Source organism: Streptomyces sp. NPDC088762, assembly GCF_044750905.1.
Lineage (GTDB): Bacteria > Actinomycetota > Actinomycetes > Streptomycetales > Streptomycetaceae > Streptomyces.
In genome coordinates, this window is record NZ_JBIVKT010000010.1 from 165,380 (window position 1) to 177,055 (window position 11,676).

The window sequence follows — 11,676 nt, forward strand, 5'->3', positions numbered from 1 at the left end:
CAATGGGCCGGTGCGTTACGCGATTCTCGGCACCACCCAGGCCTTCGGCGACGACGGGACACCCGTCGCCGTCGGTGGCGCGCGCCTGCGGGCGCTGCTGACGGCGCTCGCCCTGCGGCCGGGGCGGGCGGTCCCGGCGCACCTGCTGGTCGCCGAGGTGTGGGACGGGGACCCGCCGGCCGAGGCGGTGGCCGCCCTGCAGGCGCTGGTCGCCCGGCTGAGGCGGGCGCTGGGGCCCGGGGCCGTGCGCTCCGCGGAGGGCGGCTACCTGCTGGCTGCCGAGCGGGAGGACATCGACCTGTACCGCTTCGAGCGGCTGACCCGGGCCGCGGCCGGGGCGCCGGATGCGGCCGGTGCGGCCGCCCTGTACGACGAGGCCCTCGCCCTGTGGCGCGGACCCGCGCTGGCGGACCTCCCGGACCCGGCCGCGGAGGCCGCGCGCTGGGAGGCCGTACGGGCGGACGCGCGCCGGGGCCGGCTCGCGGCGGCCCTCGCCCTGGGCGAGGCCGACCGGGCCCTGCCGGAGCTGACCGCGCTGTGCGCGCAGCACCCCCTCGACGAGCCCCTCCAGGCCCTGCGCATCCGGGCCCTGCGTGACGCGGGCCGCCCGGCCGAAGCCCTGGCCGCCTACGACGCGGTGCGCCGCGACCTCGCCGACCGTCTGGGCGCCGACCCGGGCCCCGCGCTACGGGCCCTGCACGCCGACCTCCTCGCCCCCGCGCAGCCGGGGCCGCATCCGCCTGCCCACGCCGCCGCGGCCTCCGGCGACCCCGGACCGGGCCCGTACCCGCCCCCGGCGCCCGAGACGTACGGGCCGGGGAACCTGCGGGCGCGGCTGACCACCTTCGTCGGCCGGGAGCAGGACATCCGCGTCATCGGCGAGGACCTGCGCCGGGCCCGGCTCGTCACCCTGCTCGGGCCCGGCGGGGCCGGGAAGACCCGGCTGTCGCAGGAGGCCGCCGAGGCGCATACCGCGGGGGGCCGGCCCGACGGGACCTGGCCCGACGGGGTGTGGCTCGTCGAACTCGCCCCCGTGGACGACCCCGAGGACGTACCCGAGGCGGTGCTCGCCGCCCTCGGGGCGCGGGAGACCAAGCTGCGCGGCGCCGCCGCCGAGGAATTGCGGGCGCTGACCGACCGCGCCGGGGACGACCCCTTGGAGCGGCTCGTCGAGTACGCCGCCCGGCGGCGGATGCTGCTGCTCCTCGACAACTGCGAGCACGTCATCGGGGCGGCCGCCGCACTCGCCGAGGAGGTCCTCGCCCGCTGCCCCGGCGTGCAGGTCCTCGCCACCAGCCGCGAACCCCTCGGTGTGCCGGGGGAGACCCTGCGCCCGGTGGAACCGCTGCCCGACCCCGTCGCGCTGCGGCTGCTCGCCGACCGCGGGGCCGCCGCCCGGCCCGGGTTCAGCACCGCGGACGACCCGGCGGCCTGCGCCGAGATCTGCCGCCGCCTCGACGGCCTGCCGCTCGCCATCGAGCTGGCCGCGGCCCGGCTGCGGCTGCTGACCCCGCGCCAGATCGCCGACCGCCTCGACGACCGCTTCCGCCTCCTGACCAGCGGCGCCCGTACGGTCCTGCCCCGCCAGCAGACCTTGCGCGCCGTCGTCGACTGGTCCTGGGACCTCCTCGACAAGCCCGAACGGGCCGTCCTCGCCCGGCTGTCCGTCTTCGCCGGCGGCTGCGACCTCGCCGCCGCAGAAGCCGTCTGCGCCGACGGGACCGGACTCGACGTCGCCGACACCCTCGGTTCCCTCGTCGACAAGTCCCTCGTCGTGGCCGCCCCCGGCCCCGACGGCTCGGCCATGCGCTACCGCCTCCTGGAGACCGTCGGCGAGTACGCCGCCGAGCGCCTGGCCGAGACCGCCGGCGACCTCGAGGACACCGGGCGCCGCCACCTCGTCCACTACCGCGAACTCGCCCGCACCAGCGAGCCCCTGCTCCGCGGCCACGGCCAGCGGGCGGCCGCCGACCGGATCGCCACCGAGTACGAGAACCTCCGTACCGCCCTGCGCCGGGCCGTCGCCACCCGCGACATCGGCGAAGTCCTGTGCCTGGTCCACGCGCTGGGCTGGTACTGGCACATGCAGGACCTGCGCGCCGAGTCCCGGCACTGGACCGAAGCGGCCGCCGCCCTCGGCCCCGACCCCTTCGTGCCGCCGATCGTCCCCGCGGAGCCCGTGTACGAGCGGCTCGTGGACACGCCCCCGCCCTACACCGATGACGTGCTCGCCGAGGGCTGGCGCGCCCTGAACCTGGTACGGCTGGCCTCGCGTGACCAGACCAGCCCCGACTGGGACAACCCGGAGGTCCGGGCCCAGATCGACGGCGTGCTCGCCACGTACCGGCCCGGGCTCCCGCAGACCTGCCGGACGCCGGGCTCCCTGTGGATCTACGCCGTCATGATCGCGGGCGACCCCGGCCTGCTCAAGGAGGTCGTCGACAAGACCGTCGAGACGGCCCGTTCGCTCGGCTACCGGTGGGAACTGGCCTCGGCGCTCCAGCTGCGCGCCAACATCCTCGCCAACCGCGCCGACTGGGCCGGTGACGCCTCCCGCGACGCGGAGGAGAGCCTGGCCCTCTTCCGGGAGCTCGGTGACGCCTGGGGCTGCGCGGAGGCGCTGTCCGCCCGGGCCGAGGCCCGCGAGAGGCGCGGCGAGTACGGGCCGGCCGCCCACGATTACCTCGCGGCGATCGCGTATGCCGAACGCCTCGGCGCGAAGGCGCAGGTGACGGTCCTGCGGGTGCGGATGGCCGGCTCCCTCGTCGAGAGCGGCCGGATGACCGAGGCCGAGGAGATCCTGACCGGGACGGTCGCCACCGTGCAGCGGTTCGGCAACGAGGCGATGCCCGCGGCCCGGATGTTCCTCGCCGCCATCCTGGGCCGCACCGGGCGGATCCCGGAGGCCCGTGCCCAGATCCGGGCGCTGCGCGAGGAGTTCGCCATGGGCGCCTTCGCCGTCTTCGACGTCTTCCTGCTCGCCACGACGGCCTGGCTGGACAACCAGGAGGGCAAGCACGAGGAGGCGCTGCTGCGGGTGCACGAGGCCATGGAGGCCCTGGACAACCCGCTCGCGCTGATGGTCGCCCCGCAGCTGCCCGCGGTCTTCCTGGTGACGGCGGCGGTGTCCCTGGTCTCGCTCGGCGGCCGGCAGCGGGAGTACGACGCCGCCAGGCTGCTCGGCGCGTACCGGGCCCACCTGCCGCCCGGGCACTTCCCCGTCACCACGGAGCGCGAAGACGCCGCCCGTGCCGAGGAGCTGGCACGGGCGGCGCTCGGCGACACCGCCTACGAGGAGGCGTACGCCAAGGGCGGCGGCCTCACCCTGGAGGAAGCCGCCGCCCTCTTCTGACCCGGCCCCCGGTCAGGGGCCCGTCCGGGACGCGATCCGAACGGACCGGCCGACCCGGATCAGGTCTTCTGGCGGAACTTGCGGACCGCGATCGGCATGGTGACCGCCGTGATGGCGGCCGACCAGGCCAGGGTGATCCACACGGAGTTGCCGAGCGGGGTGCCGTTGATCAGGGCGCGGGCCGCGTCGGCGAGGTTGGACAGCGGGTTGTAGTCCGTGAAGCTCTGCAGCCAGCCGGGCATGGTCGTCGGCGGGGCGAAGATCGAGCTGCCGAACTGCAACGGCATCAGGACGATCATCGCCATGCCCTGCACCGCCTGGGCGGTCTTCAGGGTGAGGCCGAGCAGGATGAAGATCCACATCAGCGAGGCGCCGAAGACCGCCGACAGCCCGATGGCGAGGAACAGGTCGAGCACGGAGCTTTTGATCGACAGGCCGAGCATGAAGCCGACGGTGAGCAGGATCGCGATGGCGACCATCATGCGCCCGAGCTCGACGACGATCTTCGCGAGGAGTACCGACGACCGGGCGATCGGCATGGACCGGAACCGGTCCATCACGCCCTTCTTGAAGTCGTCGTTGACGCCGGTGCCGACGCCCATCGCGATGTTCATGCCCATCATGGCCATCAGGCCGGGCACCACGTAGTTGACGTACTCGCCCTGGTTGCCCTTGCCGGAGATCGCGCCGCCGAAGACGAACACGAACAGCAGCGTGAAGATGATCGGCATGAACAGGACGTCGAACATCGACTCGGGGTCCTGCTTGATCTGCAGGGCGTTGCGCCGGACCAGGGCGCCGATGTGGCGCAGGTTGGCCCGCAGGCCGATCCGGCCCTCGTCGGACGCCGCGGCGGCCGCGGCCGGGGCGGCCGCCTGGCCGGTGGGCTTCGTCGTGGTTACGGAGCTCATGCCGCGACCTCCTCGGTGATGATGGCGGGCTTCTGGCCCGTGATGGACAGGAACACCTCGTCCAGGCTGGGCAGGTAGGTGCTGATGTCGGCGATGGCGTACCCGCGGGCCGCCAGCAGGCCGACCACTGCGGTCAGTTGTGCGTCGCTCAGGATCGGGACGAGGAGCACGCCCTCGTCCGGCACGGCCTGGGAGCCGGCCACTCCGTCCAGTCCGGCCTCGGCCAGCGAGCGGGCGACGCTCGGCAGGTCCGCCGCGTCCGCAGGCCGGATCCGCAGGGTGCGGCCGCCGACGCGCGCCTTCAGCTCGTCGACCTTGCCGTTGGCGATGACCTTGCCCCGGTCGATGACCGTCAGCTCGCTCGCGAGCTGCTCGGCCTCCTCCATGTACTGGGTGGTCAGCAGCACGGTGGCCCCCTCGGCGACCAGCCGCTGGACCTCGTCCCAGACCTCGTTGCGGGTACGGGGGTCCAGGCCGGTGGTCGGCTCGTCCAGGTAGAGCACGGCCGGGTTGCCGATCAGCGAGGCGGCGAGGTCGAGCCGGCGCCGCATGCCGCCGGAGTAGTTCATGACGGCCTTCTTGGCCGCCTCGGTCAGGGAGAAGCGCTCCAGCATCTCGTCGGCGCGCAGGCGGGCGTCCTTGCGGGACAGGTCCAGCAGCCGGCCGATCATGTAGAGGTTCTCCCAGCCGGAGAGCTTCTCGTCGACCGAGGCGTACTGACCGGTGAGGCCTATGGTGCGGCGCAGCTGCCGCGGCTGGCGGACCACGTCGTAGCCCGCGACCGTCGCCGTCCCGGCGTCGGGGGTGATCAGGGTGGACAGGCAGCGGACCAGGGTGGTCTTGCCGGCGCCGTTGGGACCCAGGACCCCGAGGACGGTGCCCTCGCGGACGTCCAGGTCGACACCGTCGAGGGCCTTGGTCTCGCCGTAGTGCTTGACCAGCCCCCGTACTTCGACGGCGTTGTGCGTCTTGTCGTTTCGCGTCATGTCCACCATGGGACCAGCCGCCACTGACAAACGACCGACAGCAGACCGACAGGCAGCCGACAGCCCGCCGACGCACGGTCGGCGGGCTGTCGGTACGGCACTCGATGACTAGTGGAAGGCGTGCTCCTCCTGCGGGAACGTTCCGCCGACGACGTCCTGCGCGAAGGCCTTCGCCGCGTCACCCATGGTCTGGCGCAGCTGCGCGTACTGCTTGACGAACTTCGGCATCTTCCCGCCGGTCAGACCCATCATGTCGGTCCACACCAGCACCTGCGCGTCGCACTCCGCGCCGGCGCCGATGCCGACCGTCGGAATGTGCAGGGACCGGGTGACCTCGGCGGCCAGCTCGGCCGGAACCAGCTCCAGCACCACCGCGAAGGCGCCCGCGTCCTGCGCCGCCTTGGCGTCGCGCAGCAGCTGGTGCGCGGCCTCGTCGCCGCGGCCCTGCACCCGGTAGCCCATGGCGTTCACCGACTGCGGGGTCAGCCCCAGGTGGGACATGACGGGGATGCCGGCCTGCACGATCAGCTCGGTCTGGTGCAGCGAGCGCTCGCCGCCCTCCAGCTTCACCGCTCCGACCCCCGCCTCCTTCACGAGCCGGGTGGCGCTGCGCAGCGCCTGCACGGCGCCTTCCTGGTACGAGCCGAACGGCATGTCGCCGATGACCAGCGCCCGGCGGGTGCCGCGCACGACGGCCGCCGACAGCATGGTCATCTGCTCCATGGTCACCGGCACGGTGGAGTCGTAGCCGAGGTGGCAGTTGCCCATCGAGTCGCCGACGAGGATCACCGGGATGCCGGCCTCGTCGAACACGGACGCGGTCATCGCGTCGTAGGCGGTGAGCATGGGCCACTTCTCGCCGCGTTCCTTGGCGAGGGTCAGGTCGCGGACGGTGATGCGGCGGGTGCCCGTGCCTCCGTACAGGGTGGGGGTACCCGACGTGGCGGTGGCGGTGGCGGCGGCTGCGGGTTCGCGGGCAGGCGAAACGGCATGCGTCATTGCAACTGCTCCTTGTGTCATCTCGAGGCACCCTCACGGTGTCCCCGGACTCACCCACCATGGTGGCATCCGCCGGGCCCGTGGCGGAAGTGCTCCGGGGGGCGCGCCCGGCCCGGGCGCGTCAATGTGCGCGTTTCGTGACAAGCGGAACCCGTGGCGTACGGCCGTTCGTCCTCCCGGACGTACGACCGTGACGAACGGTCGTGACGTAGGACACGTAAGGCTCCGTACATCGCCTAGGGTCAAGGGGCGGGGACGGAGCGCGAGCACGGCAGTGAGGGCAGCGGCATGGCACAGGCGTATCTGACGGAAATGGGGAATGGCGGCTCGGAGCACGAGCCCTCCGGATCCCGCTTCCGGCGCCGGCTGGCCGCCCTGAGAGGGGACCGCGGCATCTGGCGCCGCGGGCTGGTCCTCGCCGGCCTCGCCGTCCTGCTGGCGCTGGTCATGATCTTCCACGCCGAGCTGCCCAACGACGTGGGCAACCTCGGCAGCCTCACCGAGACCTTCCTGCCCTGGCTGGGCCTGGCCGTCCCGGTCCTGCTGGCGGCGGCCGTGTACCGCAGGTCGGCCACCGCGCTCATCGCGATCCTGCTGACGGCCGCGGTCTGGGTGAACCTGTTCGGGGGACTGGTCACCGACAAGTCCGGCCGGGGCGGCAACCTCATGGTCGCCACCCACAACGTCGACGCCGACAATCCCGATCCGCGCGGCACCGCCGAATCCGTGGCGAAGTCCGGGGCGGACGTCCTGGCCCTGACCGAGCTCAAGGGCAGCGCCGTCCCCGTCTACGAGAAGGCCCTGGCGGGCACGTACAAGTACCACGCGGTCGAGGGCACGGTCGGCGTGTGGAGCAAGTACCCGCTGACCTCCAGCAGGCCCGTGGACATCCGGCTGGGCTGGACCCGCGCCATGCGCACGACCGTGGCCACCCCCGAGGGCGACATCGGCGTCTACGTCGCCCACCTTCCCTCGGTCCGGGTCAAGCTGAACGCCGGCTTCACCGCCAACCAGCGCGACAACAGCGCCGACGCGCTCGGCTCCGCGCTCGCCGCCGAACCGCTGCGCAAGGTCCTGCTGCTCGGCGACCTCAACGGGACGATGAACGACCGGGCCCTGTCCGAGGTCACCTCGCAGATGCGCTCCACGCAGGGCGCGGCGGGCGACGGGTTCGGTTTCAGCTGGCCGGCCCAGTTCCCGATGGCCCGCATCGACCAGATCATGGTCCGCGGCATGAAGCCGGAGGCCTCCTGGACGCTTCCGCGCACGGGTAGCGACCACCTCCCGGTCGCGGCGCGGCTGACGGTGAAGAAGTAGACGCAGGAGAAGCAGGCGCAGGAGAAGCAGGCGCAGGCAGACGCAGGGGAGGGCCCCCGCCGCTGATGCGGCGGGGGCCCTCCCCTGTCCGGCCCGTGCCCGGGCCGGACACCTCAGGACTGCTCGCGCCAGCCGTTCGTGATCGGCAGCCGGCGGTCCTTCCCGAAGCCCTTCGCGGAGATCTTCGTGCCCGGCGGGTACTGGCGGCGCTTGTACTCGGCCGTGTCCACCATCCGCAGGGTCTTGGCGACGAGCTCGCGGTCGAAGCCGGCCGCGACGATCTCCTCGATGCCCCGGTCGCGGTCCACGTACAGGGACAGGATCGCGTCCAGCACCGGGTAGTCCGGCAGCGAGTCCGTGTCCACCTGGCCGGGGCGCAGTTCGGCGCTCGGCGGCTTCACGATGGAGTTTTCCGGGATGGGCGGCGTCTCGCCGCGCTCGGCGGCCGCCCGGTTGCGGTAGTGGGCCAGGCGGAAGACGTCCGTCTTGTAGACGTCCTTGATCGGGCCGTACGCGCCGACCGAGTCGCCGTACAGGGTGGAGTAGCCCACGGCCAGCTCGGACTTGTTGCCCGGGGCCAGCACGATGTGGCCCTCCTGGTTCGAGACGGCCATCAGCAGGGTGCCGCGCAGCCGGGACTGGAGGTTCTCCTCGGCCAGGCCGGTCAGGCCCAGCGCGCCCATGTACGCGTCGAACATCGGCTCGATCGCCACGGTCCGGAAGTTCAGGCCGGTCCGCTCGGCCAGATCGGCCGCGTCGCCCCTGGAGTGCTCCGAGGAGTACTTCGAGGGCATCGAGATGCCGTATACGTTCTGCGCGCCGACGGCGTCGCAGGCGATGGCGGCGACGAGCGCGGAGTCGATGCCTCCGGAGAGCCCGATCAGGACGGAGCGGAATCCGTTCTTCCTGACGTACGCGCGCAGGCCCACGACCAGCGCGTCGTAGATCTCCTCGTCGTCCTCCAGGCGGTCGGCGTACCCGCCCGGCACGACCGGCTCGTACGGTTCCACCGGCTCCTCGGACAGGACGACGCGGTCGATGCGCAGTCCGTCGTCGACGACGCCCTCGGGGGCGTCGGGGCGGGCCGCCGGCAGGTCGAGGTCGACCAGGACGCAGCCCTCGGAGAACTGCGGGGCCCGGGCGATGACCTCGCCGCCGCCGTCGACGACGATCGAGTCCCCGTCGAAGACCAGCTCGTCCTGGCCGCCGATCATGGCCAGGTAGGCGAGGGTGCAGCCGGCCTCCTGGGCGCGCTTGCGCACCAGTTCGAGGCGTACGTCGTCCTTGTTGCGCTCGTACGGGGAGGCGTTGATCGAGATCAGCAGCCCGGCCCCGGCGGAGCGGGTGGCGGGCACCCGGCCGCCCTCCTGCCAGAGGTCCTCGCAGATGGCCAGGGCCACGTCGACGCCGTGCACCCGGATCACCGGCTGGGTGTTGCCCGGCACGAAGTACCGGAACTCGTCGAACACCCCGTAGTTGGGGAGGTGGTGCTTGGCGAAGCGCAGCACGACCTCGCCGCGGTGGAGCACGGCGGCCGCGTTCTCCGGGGAGCCGGCCGGGCGGCCGAGCCGGGGCCTGGCCTTCTCGGTCCGGTCGAGGTAGCCGACGACGACCGGCAGCTCGCCGAGGCCTTCGGCCGCGAGGCGCGCCGCGAGCCCGCGCAGCGCCGTGCGGGAGGCCTCGACGAAGGACTCGCGCAGGGCGAGGTCCTCGACGGGGTACCCGGTCAGCATCATCTCCGGGAAGGCCACCAGGTGGGCGCCCTGCTCGGCGGAGTGCCGGGTCCAGTGGACGACCGAGTCGGCGTTGGCGCTGATGTCGCCGACGCGCGAGTCGATCTGATTCAGTGCGAGGCGTAGTTGAGGCACGCGGCCCAGTGTAATCGTCTTTCTGACGCGATGTCCTGGGCCCGGCCTCTTTCCGGTCCCGCCGCAGGCCCTAGAGCTGGTAGCCGAGGACGGTCATCATCCCGGATTCCGAGTGGTAGACGTTGTGGCAGTGGGTCATCCACAGCCCCGGGTTGTCCGCGTCGAAGTCCACCGCGAGCCGCCTGCCCGGCAGCAGGACGGCGGTGTCCTTGCGGGCCCCGCCCGTCTCCCCGCCCAGGGCGAAGGTGTGGCCGTGCAGGTGGACCGGGTGCCACATCGGCGTGGCGTTGGCGAACTCCAGCCGGACCCGTTCGCCCGCCTTCACCGGGTGCCGCTGGTCGGGCGTGTACGGCGCGCCGTTGAAGGCCCAGTTGTACCGGGCCATGGAGCCGGTCAGCCGCAGCTGCACCGTGCGGTCCGGCTCGCGCGGGGCCAGCGCGGCCGACTCCGCGGGCCTCAGCGAGTCCGCCATGAGCGGCGGCCCGTCCAGCTCGGCCGGCCGGGTGGCGGGGGTCGGGGCCGTCCCCGCCCCGGTGCGCAGCACCGCGAGGGCCGACTGCCCCTTGCCCTCGGCGAGGGCGGTGAGCGGGAACACCCCGTCCTTCGCGGTGACCAGCACGTCGTAGCGCTCGCCCATGCCCAGCAGCAGGGAGCCCGTCTTCGCGTGCTCCACCGGGTAGCCGTCCGTATGGGTGACCGTCAGCTCGTGGCCGCCCAGGGCGATCCGGAAGGCCGTGTCCGCGCCGGCGTTGATGATGCGCAGCCGGATCCGGTCGCCGGGGCTCGCCGTGAAGACGGACGGGTCCTGGGCCACCCGGCCGTTGACCAGGTAGTACGGGTAGGCGACGTCCCCCGCCTCGTTGCCGAGGACGTCGCTGTCGGCGCCCACGAGGAGGCGCGGGGGCTTGCGGGCGGCGCCCGTGGCCGTGGGGGTGGGGCTGGGTGCCCGGCCGTGGGCGTGGCTCCCCGGGTTCGCGCCCTTGCGGAGCTCGGCGAGGACCGCGTCCGGGGTGGTTCCGTCGACCCCGTCGATCCAGTCGTCCAGGACCACCACCCACTCCTTGTCGTACGAGAGGGGCTCCTTCGGGTCCTCGACGATGAGCGGCGCGTACAGCCCGCGGTCCTGCTGGACCCCGGTGTGCGGGTGGAACCAGTACGTCCCCGGCTGCGTGACGGCGAACCGGTACGCGAACGAGCCGCCGGGGGCGATGTTCCGCTGGGTCAGGCCCGGGACCCCGTCCATGTCGTTGCGCAGCGCGAGGCCGTGCCAGTGCAGGGAGGTGGCCTCGGGGAGGTTGTTGGCGAGGGTGAGGGCGAGGGTGCCGCCCGCGGTGACCCGGACCTCCTGGCCCGGCAGCGCGTCCCCGTACGCCCAGGAGCGGACGGAGTGCCCGCCGCCGAGGTCGAGCGTGGTGGCGGTGGCGGTGAGCTTGACCTCGGTGAGCGGGCCGGTGGCCTTGCGGGCGGCCTCGGCGGCCTTGACCTCGGGGCCGGCGGGGTCGACGTAGCCGGGGACATCGGCGGCGGAGCCGCCGTGGTCCATGGGCCCGTGCCCCCGGCCGGAATCGTGGGAAGCCCCGGAGCGCGAGGCGGCGGAGCCGCCGCAGGCGGTGAGCAGCGCCGCACCGGCGACGGCGGCGGCAGCGGATGCGGACGCGCCGAGCACGGAGCGGCGGGAGAGGAGTCGGGCGGGCGGGCGGGACGGGGTTCGGGCGGGCAGAGCGGGCATGGGGGAGCACCTCGGGGCTGTGGGGGGGAGGGGTACGGGCAGGTGGGCGCGCTGCGGCGCCGCCCGGGGGCGGACGGGGGCACGGCGCCCCGGAGGTGTCTCGCCGACCGCATCGGATCCGCCGGGAGCCGGCCCGATCGGCGAGACCCCTCGGGGCCGGTCCTATATCCGCAGGACGGTCGACCGGCCCGCGCCGGACCGGCCCGGAGCGCGGGCCGCGCCCCCGAGCGGCGCGGCAGCGCGGGAGCCGGTGGGTCCGGCGGCGAGAGCCGGCAGGCCGGACTCCCCGAGCACGGCGAGCCCGGCGGCCGGACCGGCTCCCTCGGCGGCCGGTGCCGGGGCGGAGGCAACGGGGTGGGCCGTGACCACGTCTACCAGGGCGTGGGACTCAGCCGGACGACCCCCGGGGTGCAGGGTGGCGAAGCCCGGCAGCAGTGCGGCGAGCAGCAGGAGCAGCAGGAGCGGCAGGAGCAGCCGGGCCCGCGGGGCGGCTCGCTGGTCACTGCGCGTCATG

8 protein-coding genes are annotated in these 11,676 nt (G+C 73.6%); 2 read left to right on the plus strand and 6 right to left on the minus strand.

Annotated features, from left to right (window positions below; genetic code table 11):
• Positions 1–10: 10 nt before the first annotated feature.
• The gene (locus ACIP5M_RS22725; protein ID WP_401199751.1) at positions 11–3,352 is read left to right on the plus strand and encodes an AfsR/SARP family transcriptional regulator; all 3,342 of its coding nucleotides are present in this window, start codon (positions 11–13) and stop codon (positions 3,350–3,352) included.
• 59 nt (positions 3,353–3,411) lie between these two features.
• Here the strand turns inward: ACIP5M_RS22725 and ACIP5M_RS22730 are convergent, their stop codons facing one another.
• From ACIP5M_RS22730 to panB, 3 genes are all read right to left on the minus strand, one after another.
• Positions 3,412–4,263, minus strand: coding sequence for an ABC transporter permease (locus ACIP5M_RS22730; RefSeq protein WP_401199752.1), 852 nt, complete (start codon positions 4,261–4,263; stop codon positions 3,412–3,414).
• Positions 4,260–5,258 (minus strand): ATP-binding cassette domain-containing protein, encoded by a 999-nt coding sequence (locus tag ACIP5M_RS22735; protein ID WP_401199754.1) that lies wholly within the window; start codon positions 5,256–5,258, stop codon positions 4,260–4,262. The genes ACIP5M_RS22730 and ACIP5M_RS22735 overlap by 4 nt, the downstream gene beginning before the upstream one ends.
• Positions 5,259–5,357: 99 nt before the next feature.
• Positions 5,358–6,248 (minus strand): 3-methyl-2-oxobutanoate hydroxymethyltransferase, encoded by an 891-nt coding sequence (gene panB / locus ACIP5M_RS22740; protein WP_401199756.1) that lies wholly within the window; start codon positions 6,246–6,248, stop codon positions 5,358–5,360.
• Between the two features lie 288 nt (positions 6,249–6,536).
• Between panB and ACIP5M_RS22745 the strand changes: the two genes are divergently transcribed.
• Positions 6,537–7,565 carry an endonuclease/exonuclease/phosphatase family protein gene (locus ACIP5M_RS22745; protein ID WP_401199758.1) on the plus strand — a complete coding sequence of 343 codons (1,029 nt, stop codon included), beginning with the start codon at positions 6,537–6,539 and terminating at the stop codon, positions 7,563–7,565.
• A gap of 113 nt (positions 7,566–7,678) precedes the next feature.
• On the opposite strand, the gene ACIP5M_RS22750 is transcribed toward ACIP5M_RS22745, so the two are convergent.
• The 3 genes from ACIP5M_RS22750 to ACIP5M_RS22760 form a co-directional block, all read right to left on the minus strand.
• Positions 7,679–9,433 (minus strand): NAD+ synthase, encoded by a 1,755-nt coding sequence (locus ACIP5M_RS22750; RefSeq protein WP_401199759.1) that lies wholly within the window; start codon positions 9,431–9,433, stop codon positions 7,679–7,681.
• 70 nt (positions 9,434–9,503) lie between these two features.
• Positions 9,504–11,162 carry a multicopper oxidase family protein gene (locus tag ACIP5M_RS22755; RefSeq protein WP_401199761.1) on the minus strand — a complete coding sequence of 553 codons (1,659 nt, stop codon included), beginning with the start codon at positions 11,160–11,162 and terminating at the stop codon, positions 9,504–9,506.
• Positions 11,163–11,324: 162 nt separating this feature from the next.
• Positions 11,325–11,675, minus strand: coding sequence for a hypothetical protein (locus ACIP5M_RS22760; RefSeq protein ID WP_401199763.1), 351 nt, complete (start codon positions 11,673–11,675; stop codon positions 11,325–11,327).
• Position 11,676: the final 1 nt, after the last annotated feature.

Excerpts from the sequence above, each read along its gene's own strand:
- ACIP5M_RS22730 (WP_401199752.1), bottom strand. The coding sequence starts at position 4,263 with ATGAGCTCCGTAACCACGACGAAGCCCACCGGCCAGGCGGCCGCCCCG.
- ACIP5M_RS22735 (WP_401199754.1), bottom strand. The coding sequence starts at position 5,258 with ATGGTGGACATGACGCGAAACGACAAGACGCACAACGCCGTCGAAGTA.
- panB (WP_401199756.1), bottom strand. The coding sequence starts at position 6,248 with ATGACGCATGCCGTTTCGCCTGCCCGCGAACCCGCAGCCGCCGCCACC.
- ACIP5M_RS22745 (WP_401199758.1), top strand. The coding sequence starts at position 6,537 with ATGGCACAGGCGTATCTGACGGAAATGGGGAATGGCGGCTCGGAGCAC.
- ACIP5M_RS22755 (WP_401199761.1), bottom strand. The coding sequence starts at position 11,162 with ATGCCCGCTCTGCCCGCCCGAACCCCGTCCCGCCCGCCCGCCCGACTC.
- ACIP5M_RS22760 (WP_401199763.1), bottom strand. The coding sequence starts at position 11,675 with ATGACGCGCAGTGACCAGCGAGCCGCCCCGCGGGCCCGGCTGCTCCTG.